The sequence below is a fragment of the Roseovarius autotrophicus genome (assembly GCF_018069895.1).
Taxonomy (GTDB): Bacteria; Pseudomonadota; Alphaproteobacteria; order Rhodobacterales; family Rhodobacteraceae; genus Roseovarius; species Roseovarius autotrophicus.
Map to the genome: position 1 here is coordinate 147523 of NZ_JAGQDH010000001.1, position 16371 is coordinate 163893.

Consider the following 16371-nt stretch of genomic DNA (forward strand, 5'->3'; position numbering starts at 1 on the left):
ATGGCAACGATTCTTCTGTCAGCCGCAGGCGCAGCGATTGGCGGCGCGGTCGGCGGGTCGGTTCTGGGGCTGTCGTCGGTCGCCATCGGGCGGTTTGCGGGCGCGCTGGTGGGGCGGTCCATCGACCAGCGGTTGCTGGGCCAGGGGTCTGGCGTGGTGGAAACGGGCCGCGTGAGCCGCTTGCGCCTGACGGGCGCGGGCGAGGGCGACGCGATCCCGCAGGTCTATGGGCGGATGCGCGTCGGCGGTCAGGTGATCTGGGCCACCGAGTTCCGCGAGAATGTCTCTGTGACGCGCGGACAGGGTGGCGGCAAGGGCAGCCCCAAGCCCGCCACGCCGGACACACGCACGATCAGCTATTCGGTGAGCCTTGCGCTTGCGCTTTGCGAGGGTGAGATCGGTCGCGTGGCGCGGGTCTGGGCCGACGGGACCGAGATTGCACCCGCAAGCCTCAACATGCGGGTCTATCCCGGCACGCGCGATCAGATGCCCGATTCGGTGATCGAGGCGGTGGAGGGTGCGGGCAACGTGCCTGCCTATCGCGGCACGGCCTATGTGGTGATCGAGGATCTGGACCTTTCGGCCTTTGGCACGCGGATGCCGCAATTCAGCTTTGAGGTTTGCCGCCCGTCGCAGGCGGGGGGCGAGGGGGCGGCGCTTGACCCGGTGCGCGCGGTGCGCGGTGTGGCGATGCTGCCCGGAACGGGGGAATATGCGCTGGCCACCACGCCGGTGATGATGGATTTCGGCTTTGGCGCGTCCGGCCCGGCCAATATCAACACAGCCCAGGAACGGCCCGATTTCGTGGTGGCACTCGAAGCCTTGCGAGAGGAGTTGCCGCAGGTGCGCGCGACCTCGCTGATCGTGAGCTGGTTCGGCGACGATCTGCGCTGCGGGGACTGTCGAATACGGCCTCGGGTGGAGAAAAAGGCGTTTGAATCCCGCAATATGCCCTGGACGGTGTCGAGCCTGACGCGGGCGCAGGCGGGCGAGGTGCCCAAGGATGCGCAGGGCCGCGAGGTCTATGGCGGCACGCCCGCCGATCAGGCGGTGGTGGAGGCGATCCTGTCGTTGAAATCGGCGGGTCAGGACGTGCTTTACTATCCGTTCATCCTGATGGAGCAGATGGCGGGCAACGGCCTGCCCGATCCGTGGCGCGATGCGGGCGATCAACCGGTTTTGCCCTGGCGCGGGCGGATCACCACGTCGAAGGCACCGGGCCAGCCCGGCAGCCCCGATCGCACGGCAGAGGCCGAGGCGCAGGTGGCGGGGTTCTTCGGGGCGGCGCGGGCGGCGGATTTCACCGTGACGCCGGTGGCGGCGGTGCCGGTGGAGGAGCCGGGGACCGGCGCGCTTGATCTTCTCACCTTCGGTGGCCGGGTCAAGCGCAGCCCGGTGGTTTATAGCGGCCCTGACGAATGGTCCTACCGGCGCTTCATCCTGCATCAGGCGGCGCTTTGCGCGGCGGCGGGGGGCGTGGAGAGCTTTGCCATCGGGTCGGAGATGCGCGCGCTCACGCAGATCCGGGGCGTGGGCGACAGCTTTCCGGCGGTGGCGCAGCTTCGGGCGCTGGCCGCCGAGGTGCGCGCGATCCTGGGGCCGGAGGTCAGGATCACATACGCCGCCGACTGGACCGAGTATTTCGGCTATCAGCCGGGGGATGGCGACCGGTTCTTTCACCTCGATCCGCTTTGGGCGGATGACAATATCGACTTTGTCGGCATCGACAATTACATGCCGCTCTCGGACTGGCGCGAGGGGCATGAGCATCTTGATGCGCGTGACTGGCCGTCGATTCATGATCTCGATTACTTGCAGGCCAATATCGAGGGTGGCGAGGGGTATGACTGGTTCTACCCCTCCGAGGAGGCGCGGGCGGCGCAGCGACGTGTGCCGATCACCGATGGCGATCATGACGAGGCGTGGATCTGGCGGTTCAAGGATCTGCGCAACTGGTGGGGCAAGGCCCATCACGAGCGGGTGGGCGGCGTGCGCAGCGAAGAGCCGACCGCTTGGGAGCCGCAGTCGAAACCCATCCGCTTTACCGAATATGGCTGTGCGGCGGTGGACAAGGGCACCAACGAGCCGAACAAGTTTCTCGATCCCAAATCCTCGGAATCGAGCCTGCCGCGGTTTTCCACCGGGCAGCGCGATGAGTTGATCCAGATGCAGTATCTGCGCGCGGTGACGGGGTATTGGTCCGGCCCCGCGCGCAACCCGCTCTCGGAGATCTATGGCGGGCCTATGATCGACATGGATCATGCCTGTGTCTGGGCCTGGGATGCGCGGCCTTTCCCGTGGTTTCCGGGCAATACCGGCCTGTGGTCGGATGGCGAGAACTATGCGCGCGGGCACTGGATCACGGGGCGCGCGAGCGGGCGCAGGCTGGGCGAGGTGGTGTCAGAGATTGCCGGACGCGCAGGCGTTGCGGCGCGTGATGTGGCGCGCGCGGAGGCGTTTCTGCGCGGCTATCTGGTGGATCAGGTGGGTTCGGCGCGCGCGGCGCTGCAACCGCTGCTGATGGCCTACGGCGTGGACGCGGTGGAGCGCGGCGGCGTTCTGGGGTTCCGCCGCCGCGACGGGCGCGCCGATCATCTGGTCGATCTGAACCGGGTGGTGCGCGATCCCGAACTTGGCGGCGCGCTGGAGGAGACGCGCGGCAGCGATCTGGAACTGGCGGGGCGCGTGCGGCTGCGGTTCATCGAGGCGGAGGCCGATTACGAGGCGGTGGCCGAGGAGGCGATCCTGCCCGATGAGGCCACGCACGCGGTGGCCACCTCGGAGATGCCGCTTGTGCTGACGCGCGCGGAAGGGCGGCAGGTGGTGGAACGGTGGCTGTCGGAGGCGCGGCTTTCGGTCGATACGCTGCGGCTGACATTGCCGCCCTCGCGGCTGCTGATCGGGGCAGGCGATGTGCTGGAACTGCCCGAGGGGGCAGGCGGCGGGCGCTATCGCATCGACCGGGTGGAGCAGATGGCGGGGGTGCAGCGCGTGGAGGCCACGCGCACCGACCCCGAGAGTTTTCGCCCCGTGCTGATCGAGGGCGCGCCCGCGCGGCTGCGCCCCTTCGTGGCAGCGGGGCCGGTGACGCCGCTGTTCCTCGATCTGCCACTGATGAGCGGCGAGGAGGTGCCCCATGCGCCGCATCTGGCGGTGATCGCCGATCCCTGGCCGGGGACGGTGGCGCTTTATGCCTCGGAGGAGGACGCGAATTACGCGCTTGATGCGGTGATTGCGGCGCAGGCCACGGTGGGGCTGACCGAGACCCCGCTTTTCCCCGCCCATCCGGGGCGGATCGACCGGGGCGAGGGCCTTTTCGTGCGGTTGCGCCACGGGCGGCTTGAGAGTGTGAGTGACACGGCCTTGCTGGGCGGGGCCAATCTCTGCGCGATCGGCGACGGCACGCCGAATGGCTGGGAGTTGTTCCAGTTCCGCGACGCTGAGCTTGTCGCGCCCGAGACGTATATCCTGCGCCACCGGCTGCGCGGGCAGTTGGGGACCGAGGGCGCAGGGGTGTGGCCGCCCGGCTCGATCCTGGTGCGTCTTGACGGGGTGCCGCAGCAGACAGGCCTGACCGAGGCGCAGCGCGGGCAGGCCCGCCATTACCGCATCGGGCCGGGGGGCCGCCCGGTGGACGATCCGAGCTTTGGCCATGCGGTGCTGGCCTTTGACGGAATCGGGCTGCGCCCCCTTGCGCCGGTGCATCTGCGCGCGGTCGAGGCGGGCGGCGATCTGCGCGTGACATGGGTGCGGCGCACGCGGATCGGCGGCGACCGCTGGGACACGCCCGATGTGCCGCTTGGCGAGGAAGCCGAGCGCTATCTTCTGCGCGTGCGGCGCGGCGCGCAGGTGCTGCGCGAGGTCGATATCACGGCGCCGGACTGGACCTATCCCGCAAGCGTGCGCACCGCCGACGGCCCCGACGCGGGCAAGCGGATCGAGGTGGCACAGCTCTCGGCCCTGTTCGGTGCGGGGCGCTTTGCCATCCGCGACTTGTGATCCTTTACGGGTGGGCGGCCCCTTGCCGCCGCCCGCCCTTTGCGCCACCTTGCGCGGCGATACACACGCGCACAGGGAGGCCGTCATGCCCGTCAAGAACCGTTTCGCCGAATTGCACCCGGAAATCACCGAATGGCGCCGCGATATCCACGCCCACCCCGAAATCCTCTACGAGACGCACCGCACCAGCGCGCTTGTGGCCGAGAAGCTGAAGGCGTTCGGCTGCGACGAGGTGGTGACGGGCATCGGACGCACCGGTGTGGTGGGCGTGATCCGGGGCAAATCCAACGGCTCTGGTCGGGTGATCGGGCTGCGCGCCGATATGGACGCGCTGCCCATCCATGAGGCGACGGGGGTGGATTACGCCAGCAAGACGCCCGGCGCGATGCATGCCTGTGGTCATGACGGGCATACCGCCATGCTGCTTGGGGCCGCGCAATATCTGGCCGAGACGCGCAATTTCGACGGCACGGCGGTGGTGATCTTTCAGCCCGCCGAGGAAGGCGGTGCCGGGGGCCGCGCGATGTGCGAGGATGGCATGATGGACCGCTTCGGCATTCAGGAGGTTTACGGGATGCATAACTGGCCGGGCCGCCCCGTGGGCAGCTTTGCCATCCGTCCCGGCGCATTCTTCGCCGCGACCGATCAGTTCGACATCGCGCTGACGGGCAAGGGCGGGCACGCCGCCAAACCGCACGAGACCGTGGACACGACCGTGATGGCCGCGCATCTGGTGACTGCCCTCCAGACCATCGCCAGCCGCAATGCCGATCCGGTGGATCAGGTGGTGGTGTCGGTCACGTCCTTCCAGACATCCTCCAACGCGTTCAACGTGATCCCGCAGGGCGTGCATCTCAAGGGCACGGTGCGCACCATGAGCGCGGCGATGCGCGATCTGGCCGAGGCGCGTATCTGCGCACTGGCCGAGCATGTGACGGCAGGCTTTGGCGGCAGCGCCGAGGTGGCCTATCATCGCGGCTATCCGGTGATGGTCAACCACGAGGAACAGACCGCGTTCGCGGCCAGCGTTGCGGCCAAGGTCAGCGGCGGCTGCGATGATGCGCCGCTGGTCATGGGCGGCGAGGATTTCGCCTTCATGCTCGAGGAACGGCCCGGCGCCTATATCCTTGTGGGCAATGGCGACACGGCGATGGTCCACCACCCGCAATACAATTTCAACGACGAGGCGATCCCGGCGGGGTGCAGCTTCTGGGCGGGGATCGTCGAGGAGCGGATGCCGGCCTGAGCGCGGCGGCGTTGCTGTTTTGAGTATTTCAGGAACAGTGAAAAGGGGCGGGGTATCATCCCGCCCCGGTCGTTTCAGCATGTGAGCGGCACAAGGCCGGGTGCGGCGCCGTCATGGCCGCCGGGCATTCGTGTCTGCCTGTTGACCGATCATACCTTGCCAAAAACACGGGCAAAGATCGTGTCCACATGCTTCGTGTGATAGCCGAGGTCGAATTTTTCCTCGATTTCCGTCGGGCTGAGCGCCGCTGTCACCTCTGCGTCGTTCAAAAGCTCGGTCTTGAAGTCAACGCCCGTCTCCCAGACCCTGAGCGCGTTGCGCTGCACCAGCCTATAGGCGTCCTCGCGGCTGACGCCGGCCTGCGTCAGTGCCAGAAGCACGCGCTGCGACATGACAAGGCCGGGGAACTTGTTGAGGTTCTTCAGCATGTTTTCGGGGTAGACCAGCAGCTTGTCGATGACACCGGTGAGGCGCGCCAGCGCGAAATCCAGCGTGATCGTCGCGTCGGGGCCGATCATGCGCTCGACGGAACTGTGCGAGATATCGCGCTCGTGCCAGAGCGCCACATTCTCCATCGCCGGAATGACCATCGAGCGCACCATGCGCGCGAGCCCTGTCAGGTTCTCGGTCAGCACCGGGTTTTTCTTGTGCGGCATGGCCGAAGAGCCCTTTTGCCCCATGGAGAAGAATTCCGCTGCCTCCAGCACCTCGGTGCGCTGCATGTGGCGGATCTCGATGGCGATGTTCTCGATCGAGGAGGCGACAACGCCGAGCGTGGCGAAAAAGGCCGCGTGGCGGTCGCGCGGGATGACTTGCGTGCTGATGGGTTCAGGGTTCAGGCCAAGCTGCGCGCAGACATGTTCCTCGACGCGGGGGTCGATATTGGCGAAGGTGCCGACCGCGCCGGAAATGGCCCCGGTGGCGATCTCTTCGCGCGCGGTGCGCAGGCGGGTGAGGTTGCGGTTCATCTCGGCGTAGAACCGCGCGAAGGTCAGCCCCATCGTGGTGGGTTCCGCATGGATGCCGTGGCTGCGCCCGATGCGGATCGTGTCCTTGTGCTCATACGCGCGGCGCTTGAGGGCTGCCAGAAGCGCCTCGGTATCGGCGATGAGGAGATCGGCGGCGCGGGTGAGCTGCACGTTGAAACAGGTGTCGAGCACGTCCGATGAGGTCATGCCCTGATGGACGAATCGCGCCTCGTCGCTGCCCACATGCTCGGCCAGATGGGTGAGGAAGGCGATCACGTCGTGTTTGGTCTCGGCCTCGATCTCGTCGATGCGGGCAACGTCGAACTCAACGTTCTTCGCTTTCCAGACCGCTTGCGCATTTTCGCGCGGGATCACGCCCAGATCGGCCATGGCGTCGCAGGCATGGGCCTCGATCTCGAACCAGATGCGGAATTTCGTGGAAGGCTCCCAGATATGGACCATTTCGGGGCGGGAATAGCGCGGGATCATCTTGTCGTCCTTTGGCGGATGGGGTTTGGTGCGCTTCTAGTGGCAGAGGCGGGGCGCGGCAAGGCAGGGTGCGGGACGTGCGACACTTGGCGGATTTCGAAGGCGCGTGGCGGTTTGAGCGCCGCGTGACCGAGGCAGGCGGGCGGGTGACGCATGTGACAGGGCGCGCGGTCTGGCGGCGCGAGGGGGCGGGGTTGATCTGCGAGGAGGCGGGCGAGATGCGTGTGCCGGGCCATGCGCCGATGCAGGTCACACGCCGCATGCTCTGGGGGCCGGGGCTATGCGTGGCTTTCGAGGACGGGCGGCCCTTTCACGAGGTGCCCCCCGAGGGCGGCGCGGTGGCGCATTGGTGCGACCCGGACCAGTATGACGGGCAGTATGATTTCAGCCGCTGGCCCGCCTTCCGCGTGGAATGGCATGTGCGCGGGCCGCGCAAGGATTACCACATGGTGACAGAGTATAGGCGAGAGGTGCCATGATCGCGATCCTGCAAACGGCGATCCCCTATGATGTGACCGCGCCGCGCCCGCTGCCGGGGGTCGCGCCTTTGGGCATGGCCGAGTGGCTGCTGGTCGATGAGTCCTTTGCCGCGCAAATGGCCGAACGCGCACGGCTCTTGTCCGAGCGCCGTGCCGATGTGCTGGCCGTGACCGGGGGGGCGGGGCCGGCGATGGACGAGCTTTTGCAGTTCGTGCTGGATTGGCTGGCGGAATACGGAACGGGATACGAGATTTCCACAAGTGGGGTGCATCGCCCCGATGGCGTGACCGTGCCCATTGACCGGGCCGACCCGATGCTGACCCTCGGCCATCTGGTGCAGGAGGATCTCTGCATTATGGAGAAACGCGGCGAAGAACATGTGCTCACCGCCGCCGTGCTGTGTTTTCCGGCAAGCTGGCGGCTGGCGGAGAAGATCGACCGCCCGCTTCTGGCGATTCACATCCCCGTTCCCGACTATCCCGGGATCGCGCCGCGCGTGCAGCGCCTGTTCGACGGGGTGCAGCCGGGGCGCCCGCTGTGGCGGTTCAACGCCCATGGCTATGGCGATCCGGCGCTTTATCATCCGCTGCGCGAAAACGTCGATGACGCGGCCCGCGCGCGCCTGCCCTATCTGCGGTCCGAGCGGCAATGCGTGCTGCGCCTGCCCGAGACGCGCGCCTGCGTGTTCTCGATCCATACCTATGTGATGGCGCGCTGAGGCGCGCCGTGGGGCGGAGACCCCCGGATCAAGTCCGGGGGTGACGGGGACGTGTTGCGCGCGTCATCCTCCGGCTTGACCGGAGGATCTCTCACAACCCGGTCTGTCGGGCCTGATGATGCGTTCAGGCGCGATGAGCGCCGGCCGCCAGCCCGCGCACGAATTCGAGCACCTCCGCGACCGGCCGCCCCTTGGCGATCTCGCCCACGATGGCCGAGCCGATGACGCAGCCATCGGCGACACTGGCGATGGTTTGCGCGGTCTCGGGCGTGCGGATGCCGAATCCCACGATCACCGGCAGGTCGGTCTGCGCCTTGATCCGCGCCACCTCGGGGGCCACATCCGCCGCTTCGGCCGCCGCCGCACCGGTGATGCCAGTGATCGAGACGTAATAGACGAAGCCGGAGGTATTCTGGAGTACCTTGGGCAGGCGCGCATCGTCGGTGGTGGGGGTGGCGAGGCGGATGAAGTTCAGCCCCGCCGCATTGGCGGGCAGGCACAGTTCCTCATCCTCTTCGGGCGGCAGATCGACCACGATCAACCCGTCAACGCCCGCCGTCTTTGCATCCGCCAGAAACCGAGCCACGCCGCGATTGTAGATCGGGTTGTAATAGCCCATGAGCACAATGGGCGTCGTGTCGTCGCCCTTGCGAAACTCGGTTACCATGTCGAGCGCCTTCGAAAGCGTCATGCCCCCCGCGAGCGCGCGCTGTCCGGCAAGCTGAATGGTCGGACCATCCGCCATGGGATCGGTAAAGGGCACGCCCAGTTCGATCACATCAACCCCCGCCTCGGGCAGCCCCTTCATCACCGCAAGCGATGTTTCCATGTCCGGATCCCCGGCCATGATGTAGGAGACGAAGGCCTTGCGGCCAGCGGCGTTCAGCTCGGCGAATTTGGCGTCGATACGGGTCATGGCGGGCCTTTGGTGATGGTTTCAGGCGGGTTTGGCGCAAATGGCGGCGGAAATCAATGGCCAGAGATGCCGCTAGTTCAGGCTGACATGGGCGCCTTCCTTGGCCTTGTGCTCTGGTTCCACATGGATCGTGACGCGCGCATCGGGCAGGGCCGTCATCAGCGCCGCCTCGATCCGGTCGCAAAGCACGTGCGCCGTCTCGACCGAGGTCTCGCCCGGCACGACCAGATGAAAGTCGATGAAGGTGACGGGGCCTGCGTGGCGGGTGCGCAGGTCATGCGCCTCGAGCGCCACGCCGTCGCGCGCCGCGCGCGCGATCACCGCGCGGATCGTGGCCTGTTCGTTTTCCGACACCGCCTCGTCCATCAGCCCGCTCAGCGATCCCTTGATCACCATCCAGCCCGACCACAGGATGTTGAGCGCCACCAGCACCGCCATCACCGGGTCGAGCACCCACCAGCCGGTGATCACCGCAAGCGCCACGCCGATCAGAACCCCGACGGAAGAGACCACATCGGTCATCAGGTGCCTGCCATCGGCCACCAGCGCGGGCGAGCGGTGCGCGCGTCCCTCGCGGATCAGCAGCCAGGCCCAGATCCCGTTGATCGCGCCCGCGCCCGCACTGATCGCCATGCCGAGGATCGGCTCGTCCATCGCGCGTGGTGCGAAGAATCCGGACCAGGCCTCGCGCAGGATAAAGAGCGCGGCCAGCACGATCAGCACCCCTTCAAGCACCGCCGAGAAGAATTCGGCCTTGTGGTGCCCGTAAGGGTGGTTGTCGTCCGCCGGACGCTTGGCCACGCGCAACGCCACGATCACCGCCGCCGCCGTCGCCAGATTGACAAGGCTTTCCAGCGCATCGGACATGAGCGCGAGCGAGCCGGTGACCTGCCAGGCCACCACCTTGAGCGCCATGACGAACAAACCCACCAGCACCGAGCCGATGGCCAGCCGCATCACCCGGTCCATGGTCTAGCCCTTCCGCCGGGGCACGCCGTAAAGTTCCAACCGGTGCCCCACCAGCCGATAGCCCAGCTTTTCGGCGATCTTTTCCTGCAACGCCTCGATCTCGGGATCGACGAATTCGATCACCTCGCCCGATTGCATGTCGATCAGGTGGTCGTGATGCTCGCGCTCGGCATCTTCGTAACGCGCGCGCCCGTCGCCGAATTCGACCTTGTCGAGAATGCCCGCCTCCTCGAACAGCTTGACCGTGCGATACACCGTGGCGATGGAGATGCGCGCGTCGCGTGCGGCGGCGCGGGCGTGCAGTTGCTCTACATCGGGATGATCGTCGGCGGATTCCAGCACCTCTGCGATGGTCCGCCGCTGGCCGGTCATCCGCAGCCCCTTGGCCTCGCAACGTTCGGTGATGGTCTCGGGCATCAGGGATCTCCGGGTCGGTCCTGCCGTGGGGATAGCGGGAAGGGCCGCAGTTTTCCAGCCGTTTTCATGCCGTCAATGCGGCGAGACCTTCGAGAAAAGCTGGATCACCACGATCCCCGCAAGGATCATCGCCGTGCCGATCACGGCGGGCAGGTCGAGCTTCTGGCCGAAGATCACATAGCCGATGGTGGCGATGAGCACGATCCCCAGCCCCGACCAGATTGCATAGACCACACCCACGGGCATGTATTTCAACGTGAGCGCCAGAAGGTAGAAGCTGATCGCATAAGCCACCACCACCAGAACCGACGGCCAGAGCCGGGTGAACTGCTGGCTGGCCTGTAGCGCGGTTGTCCCGGCCGTCTCGGCGACGATCGCCAGCGCAAGGAAAAGATAGACCTGCATGTTCATCACCCGCACTCCCTGTTGCCTGCCCATCGATACGCGCGCAGGCCGGGACGGTCCAGTCCGCTCCGGCGCTTGCCAGCGCCGGGGCGCGGTCCCATATTTAACCCATGTTGAAGGTCATGCCCATCCTGCTCGCGCTGCTCTATGCGCTGGCGCTGTATCGCCTCTCGGTCTGGCGCACCACGCGCGAGCTTGACGCGCGCTCGACCGAACTGGCCGATCCGCGTCTGAAATCCGTGACCGACCGGCTTGCGCGCGCACTCGATCTGCCGCGCGTGCGGGTTCATCTCTACGAGATCGACCCGGTCAACGGGCTGGCCGCGCCGGACGGGCGCATCTTCATAACCCGCGGGTTCTATCGCAAGTTCCAGTCGGGCGAGGTCACGGCCGAGGAAATGGGCTCGGTCATCGCCCATGAGCTTGGCCATGTGGCGCTCGGCCATTCGCGGCGGCGGATGATCGACTTTTCCGGGCAGAACGCGCTGCGCACCGCGCTGGCCATGCTGCTGTCGCGGTTCGTGCCGGGGCTGGGGGTGCTCATCGCCAACGCGCTGACGACGCTTCTGGCAGCGCGGCTGTCGCGCGGCGACGAGTATGAGGCCGACGCCTATGCCGCAGCACTTCTGACCAAGGCCGGGATCGGCACCGCGCCGCAAAAGTCGCTGTTCCAGAAGCTGGAGGCGCTGACCCATGGAGCCGGTGCAGTGATGCCTGCCTGGTTGCTGAGCCACCCCAGGACCGAAGAGCGCATCGCCGAGATCGAGCGGCTGGAGGCGCGCTGGCAGCAGCGCCTCAGTTGAGCCGCTTTCTCCGTCATCCTCGGGCTTGACCCGAGGATCCCCCTGAGCGGGAGATCGTCCGGTCAAGCCGGACGATGACGGCGAGAAAGCAGAACCCGCACATGCTCTGCAAATTTTTGATCAAATTATTCTTGGCAAAGCCCCCCGCGCCGGGCTAGGCTTGCCAAAACCTCTTTCAGGACCTTTCCGATGGACCTTACCCAGTTCCAGACATTCCGCGTGGCCGCCTGCGATCTCAATGGCCGGATGCGCGGAAAGCGTCTGCCCGCGAGCTTTGCCGACAAACTTGCCGACGGCTCGGTGCGCATGCCGCTGTCGTCGCTGAACCTCGACATCTTCGGGGCCGATATCGAAGGCTCGCCGCTGGTATTCGAGAGCGGCGACATGGACGGGCGGCTGTTTCCAACGGCGCGCGGCGCGGTGCCGCTGCCCTGGCTTGAAGAGCCGCAGGGCCTTGTGCCGATGGTCATGCATCACGAGGACGGGACGCCCTTCGCGGGCGATCCACGCCATGCGCTCGTCACCGTTCTGGCGCGTTATGCTGCACGCGGCTGGGAGGTGTTCGCCGCCACCGAGCTTGAGTTCACGCTGGTCGATCCCAGTGGCAAGTATCTGAAAACAGTGCGCGATCCGCGATCCGGGCGGCGCATGAAGGCGCCCGGCATTCTCAGCCTGGGGCAGATGGATGCCTTTGATACCTTCCTCAGCGCGCTTTATGCTGCGGGGGCAGAGATGGATATTCCGGTGGAATCCGCCATCAGCGAGGCCGGGATCGGGCAGTTCGAATTGACCCTGAATCACCAATCCGCCATGCGCGCCGCCGATGATACCTGGCTGTTCAAGACGCTGATCAAGGGGCTGGCGCGGCGGCATGGCTTTGTCGCGACCTTCATGGCCAAGCCCTTTGGCGATGACAGCGGCAACGGCATGCACATGCATTTCTCGGTGCTGGACCGGGAAGGTCGCAACGTGTTTGACGACGGCACCGACCGGGGCACCGATACGCTGCGGGCCGCCGTCGCGGGCTGTCTTGCGGCCATGCCGGCCTCGACACTGATTTTCGCGCCACACGCAAACAGTTACACCCGTCTTGTGCCGGGCGCACATGCGCCGACCGGGGCTGGCTGGGGCTATGAGAACCGCACCGCCGCGGTGCGCATTCCCGGCGGTCCCAATACCGCGCGACGCATCGAACATCGCGTGGCGGGGGGCGACATCAACCCCTACCTGACCTTCGCCGCCATCCTTGGCGCCGCGATTACCGGGATCGAGGACGGCATGACGCCGCCCGAACCGATCAGCGGCAACGCCTATGAGGCGGACCTGCCGCAGCTTGCCCCGGACTGGGCCTCGGCGATCCGCCGCTTCGAGCGCGACCCCATGATCGCGCGCATCTTCCACCCCGATCTGGTCGGCAACCTTGTGATGACCAAGCGGCAGGAACTGGCACACATGTCCGAGATACCGGCGCGAGACCACTGGAAGACCTATCTCGAAACGGTGTAATGTCATCGTGATGTTGCGCCAAAAATTTGATCAAAAAGAGGCTCCATGAGAATCGGCATCCTCAAGACCGGCCACGCCCCGGACATCGTCCTGGGCGAGCTTGGTGATTACGACGCGATGTTCGCGCGCCTGTTGGATGGGCACGGGTTCGAATTCGACGCCTATGACGTGGTGGACGGAATATTTCCCGACGGAGCGCATGCCGCCGATGGCTGGCTCGTGACCGGTTCGAAACATGGGGTCTACGAGGATCATCCGTGGATCGCACCGCTGGAGGCGCTGATCCGCGCGATCCGTGATGCCGGGCGGCCCCTCGTGGGGGTCTGTTTTGGTCATCAGATCATCGCGCAGGCGCTTGGCGGCGAGGTGATCAAACATCCCGGCGGCTGGCGCGTCGGGCCCACCGAATACGAGATCGACGGCACGCCGCTCACCCTTAACGCCTGGCACCAGGATCAGGTCGTCCTCGCCCCGCCGGGGGCCGAGGTGGTGGGGCGCGCCGAAGGTTGCGAGATCGCCGCGCTGCGTCTTGGCGACCGGATACTCACCGTTCAGCCCCATCCCGAGTTCGACGCGACCATGATGGACCGCCTGATCGAGTATCGCGCCATCGGCGTCGTGCCCGATCCGCTACGCGATCACGCCCGCGCCCTGCTCGACACCCCCACCGACAGCGCCGCCATGGCCGGAACCATCGCGGATGTCCTCAGGAAAGGCGCACGCCATGGCTGACATGAGCCAACTCATCGCTGCCCTGCCGCCCGCGGCGCAAGCCTATCTGCATGACCGCCGCCTCGACGAGGTTGAGTGCATCATCGCCGACCTGCCCGGCATCGCGCGCGGCAAGGCGGTGCCGGCGAGCAAGTTCGCGCGCCAGCAATATTTTCACCTGCCCGATTCGATCTTCTACCAGACCATCACCGGTGACTGGGGCGAGGCGGCAGGCGAGGAGGGCTTCATCGAGCGCGACATGATCCTGCGCCCCGACATGAGCACCGCCACCGCCGCACCCTGGACGGCGGACTGGACGCTTCAGGTGATCCATGACGCCTTTGACCGCGAGGGCGCGCCGATTCCCTACAGCCCGCGCAACGTGTTGCGGCGGGTGGTCGAGATGTATCATGCGCGCGGGATGAAGCCGGTTGTCGCCCCCGAAATGGAATTCTTTCTGGTCGCGCGCAACCTTGACCCGGCGCAGAGCATCAAGCCCATGATGGGCCGCTCGGGCCGTCCGGCGGCCGCGCGGCAGGCCTATTCGATGACGGCAGTGGATGAATTCGGCCCCGTCATCGACGATATCTACGATTTCGCCGAGGCGCAGGGCTTCGAGATCGACGGCATCACGCAGGAGGGTGGCGCGGGGCAGTTGGAGATCAACCTGCGCCATGGCAGCCCGATCAAGCTTGCCGACGAGGTGTTCTATTTCAAGCGGCTGATCCGCGAGGCCGCGCTGCGCCACGACTGTTTTGCCACCTTCATGGCCAAGCCGATCGCGGACGAACCGGGCAGCGCCATGCATATCCATCACTCGATCTTGGATATGGAGAGCGGTCGCAACCTCTTTGCCGGGCCGCAGGGGGGAGAGACGGACCTGTTCTTTCACTTCATCGGCGGCTTGCAGAAACACCTGCCCTCGGCCATCGCGGTGCTGGCACCTTACGTCAATTCCTACCGCCGTTATGTCAGGGATCACGCTGCCCCCATCAACCTTGCCTGGGGGCGCGACAACCGCACCACGGGTATCCGCGTGCCGCTCTCGGGGCCGGACTCGCGCCGGGTCGAGAACCGGATGGCGGGGATGGACTGCAATCCCTATCTCGGGATCGCGGCAAGCCTTGCCTGCGGTCTTCTGGGGATCATGAAAGAGGAATGGCCCGACAAGCAGTTCAAGGGCGACGCCTATACCGGCGAGCCGGATATCCCCAATGTGATGGGTGATGCGCTTGACCTGTTCGAGGAGGCGAAAGACCTGCACGGGATTCTCGGCCCGGAATTCGCCCGCGTCTATGGCATCGTGAAGCGGGCCGAATACGAGGAATTCCTGCAGGTTATCAGCCCGTGGGAGCGGGAGCATCTTTTGTTGAACGTCTGAGCGGAATGCAGCGCGGGGATTTGAGTATTTTCGGAACGGTGAAGCGATGAACCTGCTCCATGCCAATGACCGGCGGGGAGACTATCCGCCAAGCTGGTATGCCGCGACGGTCAAGCCGCTGCCGCGTCATGCGCCTTTGCGGGGCGCGGTTCGGGCCGATGTCTGCGTGGTGGGGGGCGGCTATACCGGGCTTTCGGCGGCGTTGCACCTGGCGGAGGCGGGGCTTGACGTGGTGCTTCTTGAGGCGCAGCGCGTGGGGTTCGGGGCGTCGGGGCGCAATGGCGGGCAGTTGGGCAGCGGGCAGCGCATGGCGCAGACCGCGCTTGAGCGGCTGTTGGGCGAGGGGGACGCCGCGCATCTGTGGCAACTGGCCGAGGAAGCCAAGGATCTTGTGAAATCGCTCGTGGCGCGGCACGGAATCGAGTGCCACCTGAAGCCGGGCGTGGCCCATGCCTGTTTCACCGCGCGCGAGGCGGCGGCGGAGCATGCCTATGCCGAGCACCTGGCGGCGCGATATGGTTATGAGCAGATCGAGACCCTGGACGCGGCGGGTTTTGCCGCGCTCTGCCCCTCGCCCGCCTACAAGGGCGGCACGCTCGACATGGGGGCGGCGCATCTGCACCCCCTGGCCTATGCGCTTGGGCTGGCAGAGGCGGCGGAGCGCGCGGGCGTGCGCATCTTCGAAGGGTCCGAGGTGCATGACATCCGCCGCGGGCCGCATGTGCGGGTGGCCACCGATGCGGGCCATGTGGAGGCCGAGCACCTGATCCTCGCCTGCAACGGCTATCTGGGCGGGCTGGATCGCCGGGTTGCCGCACGGGTCATGCCGATAAACAATTTCATCGTGGCGACGGCACCCCTGGGTGAAGACGCACGGCGCGTTCTGACCCGCGACGTGGCGGTGGCGGATACGAAATTCGTGGTGAATTATTTTCGTCTGAGCCATGACGGGAGGCTGCTGTTTGGCGGCGGAGAGAGCTATGGCTACCGGTTTCCGCGCGATATCCGGGCGACGGTCGCGAAGCCCATGCTGGAGATCTTTCCGCATCTGGCGGGCGTGCCGCTCGACTATGCCTGGGGCGGAACGCTTGCCATCACCATGCGGCGGATGCCCTATCTGGTGCGGCTTGCGCCGAACATCCTGTCGGCGTCTGGCTATTCGGGGCATGGGGTGGGCACCGCCACGCTGGCGGGGCGGCTCATGGCCGGGGCGGTTCAGGGGCAGGCGGCGGGGTTTGACGCAATGGCGCGGGTGCCATGCCCGGCCTTCCCGGGCGGTGCGGCGCTGCGTAGCCCGCTTCTGGTGCTGGCGATGAGCTGGTTTGCGCTGCGCGACCGGCTTGGCTTCTGAGTTGCTTTGACA

14 protein-coding genes are annotated in these 16371 nt (G+C 66.3%); 9 read left to right on the forward strand and 5 right to left on the reverse strand.

The annotated features are described in order from the left end of the window. Both KAK09_RS00790 and KAK09_RS00795 read left to right on the forward strand, forming a co-directional pair. On the forward strand, positions 1-3999 hold the full coding sequence (locus KAK09_RS00790) for a baseplate multidomain protein megatron (RefSeq protein ID WP_210876929.1): 3999 nt from the start codon (positions 1-3) through the stop codon (positions 3997-3999). A gap of 85 nt (positions 4000-4084) precedes the next feature. After that, a complete protein-coding gene (locus KAK09_RS00795; RefSeq protein ID WP_210876930.1) occupies positions 4085-5245 on the forward strand; it encodes a M20 aminoacylase family protein in 1161 nt (386 codons plus the stop codon). A gap of 149 nt (positions 5246-5394) precedes the next feature. Here the strand turns inward: KAK09_RS00795 and purB are convergent, their stop codons facing one another. Further along, a complete protein-coding gene (gene purB, locus KAK09_RS00800; RefSeq protein WP_210876931.1) occupies positions 5395-6702 on the reverse strand; it encodes an adenylosuccinate lyase in 1308 nt (435 codons plus the stop codon). Between the two features lie 77 nt (positions 6703-6779). Here purB and KAK09_RS00805 point away from each other — a divergent pair, with 77 nt between their 5' ends. Then, the gene (locus tag KAK09_RS00805; RefSeq protein ID WP_210876932.1) at positions 6780-7181 is read left to right on the forward strand and encodes a DUF6314 family protein; all 402 of its coding nucleotides are present in this window, start codon (positions 6780-6782) and stop codon (positions 7179-7181) included. Continuing rightward, a complete protein-coding gene (locus tag KAK09_RS00810; RefSeq protein ID WP_210876933.1) occupies positions 7178-7900 on the forward strand; it encodes a heme-dependent oxidative N-demethylase family protein in 723 nt (240 codons plus the stop codon). The genes KAK09_RS00805 and KAK09_RS00810 overlap by 4 nt, the downstream gene beginning before the upstream one ends. Positions 7901-8024: 124 nt before the next feature. On the opposite strand, the gene trpA is transcribed toward KAK09_RS00810, so the two are convergent. From trpA to KAK09_RS00830, 4 genes are all read right to left on the reverse strand, one after another. Then, complete coding sequence (gene trpA / locus KAK09_RS00815; protein WP_210876934.1) at positions 8025-8816, reverse strand: tryptophan synthase subunit alpha; 792 nt, start codon at positions 8814-8816, stop codon at positions 8025-8027. Positions 8817-8888: 72 nt separating this feature from the next. Beyond that, a complete protein-coding gene (locus KAK09_RS00820) occupies positions 8889-9785 on the reverse strand; it encodes a cation diffusion facilitator family transporter (RefSeq protein WP_210876935.1) in 897 nt (298 codons plus the stop codon). 3 nt (positions 9786-9788) lie between these two features. Continuing rightward, on the reverse strand, positions 9789-10202 hold the full coding sequence (locus tag KAK09_RS00825) for a Fur family transcriptional regulator (RefSeq protein ID WP_210876936.1): 414 nt from the start codon (positions 10200-10202) through the stop codon (positions 9789-9791). 72 nt (positions 10203-10274) lie between these two features. After that, entirely contained in the window at positions 10275-10607 is a 333-nt protein-coding gene (locus KAK09_RS00830) for an SMR family transporter (protein ID WP_210877346.1), read from the reverse strand. A gap of 110 nt (positions 10608-10717) precedes the next feature. Between KAK09_RS00830 and KAK09_RS00835 the strand changes: the two genes are divergently transcribed. The 5 genes from KAK09_RS00835 to KAK09_RS00855 all read left to right on the forward strand — a co-directional run bounded on the left by KAK09_RS00835 (position 10718) and on the right by KAK09_RS00855 (position 16359). Beyond that, complete coding sequence (locus tag KAK09_RS00835; protein ID WP_210876937.1) at positions 10718-11410, forward strand: M48 family metalloprotease; 693 nt, start codon at positions 10718-10720, stop codon at positions 11408-11410. Positions 11411-11599: 189 nt separating this feature from the next. Then, complete coding sequence (locus tag KAK09_RS00840) at positions 11600-12916, forward strand: glutamine synthetase family protein (RefSeq protein WP_210876938.1); 1317 nt, start codon at positions 11600-11602, stop codon at positions 12914-12916. Between the two features lie 45 nt (positions 12917-12961). After that, positions 12962-13648, forward strand: coding sequence for a type 1 glutamine amidotransferase (locus tag KAK09_RS00845; RefSeq protein WP_210876939.1), 687 nt, complete (start codon positions 12962-12964; stop codon positions 13646-13648). Beyond that, complete coding sequence (locus KAK09_RS00850) at positions 13641-15008, forward strand: glutamine synthetase family protein (protein WP_210876940.1); 1368 nt, start codon at positions 13641-13643, stop codon at positions 15006-15008. Before KAK09_RS00845 ends, KAK09_RS00850 begins: the two co-directional genes overlap by 8 nt. A 46-nt stretch (positions 15009-15054) precedes the next feature. Beyond that, on the forward strand, positions 15055-16359 hold the full coding sequence (locus KAK09_RS00855) for an NAD(P)/FAD-dependent oxidoreductase (protein WP_210876941.1): 1305 nt from the start codon (positions 15055-15057) through the stop codon (positions 16357-16359). The last annotated feature ends 12 nt before the right edge of the window (positions 16360-16371 follow it).

What these genes read in the sequence shown, in the direction of transcription:
- KAK09_RS00855 (WP_210876941.1), top strand. Translation starts at nt 15,055, where the DNA reads ATGAACCTGCTCCATGCCAATGACCGGCGGGGAGACTATCCGCCAAGC.
- KAK09_RS00825 (WP_210876936.1), bottom strand. Translation starts at nt 10,202, where the DNA reads ATGCCCGAGACCATCACCGAACGTTGCGAGGCCAAGGGGCTGCGGATG.
- purB (WP_210876931.1), bottom strand. Translation starts at nt 6,702, where the DNA reads ATGATCCCGCGCTATTCCCGCCCCGAAATGGTCCATATCTGGGAGCCT.
- KAK09_RS00790 (WP_210876929.1), top strand. Translation starts at nt 1, where the DNA reads ATGGCAACGATTCTTCTGTCAGCCGCAGGCGCAGCGATTGGCGGCGCG.
- KAK09_RS00845 (WP_210876939.1), top strand. Translation starts at nt 12,962, where the DNA reads ATGAGAATCGGCATCCTCAAGACCGGCCACGCCCCGGACATCGTCCTG.
- KAK09_RS00835 (WP_210876937.1), top strand. Translation starts at nt 10,718, where the DNA reads ATGTTGAAGGTCATGCCCATCCTGCTCGCGCTGCTCTATGCGCTGGCG.
- KAK09_RS00795 (WP_210876930.1), top strand. Translation starts at nt 4,085, where the DNA reads ATGCCCGTCAAGAACCGTTTCGCCGAATTGCACCCGGAAATCACCGAA.
- KAK09_RS00850 (WP_210876940.1), top strand. Translation starts at nt 13,641, where the DNA reads ATGGCTGACATGAGCCAACTCATCGCTGCCCTGCCGCCCGCGGCGCAA.
- KAK09_RS00820 (WP_210876935.1), bottom strand. Translation starts at nt 9,785, where the DNA reads ATGGACCGGGTGATGCGGCTGGCCATCGGCTCGGTGCTGGTGGGTTTG.
- trpA (WP_210876934.1), bottom strand. Translation starts at nt 8,816, where the DNA reads ATGACCCGTATCGACGCCAAATTCGCCGAGCTGAACGCCGCTGGCCGC.
- KAK09_RS00840 (WP_210876938.1), top strand. Translation starts at nt 11,600, where the DNA reads ATGGACCTTACCCAGTTCCAGACATTCCGCGTGGCCGCCTGCGATCTC.
- KAK09_RS00810 (WP_210876933.1), top strand. Translation starts at nt 7,178, where the DNA reads ATGATCGCGATCCTGCAAACGGCGATCCCCTATGATGTGACCGCGCCG.
- KAK09_RS00830 (WP_210877346.1), bottom strand. Translation starts at nt 10,607, where the DNA reads ATGCAGGTCTATCTTTTCCTTGCGCTGGCGATCGTCGCCGAGACGGCC.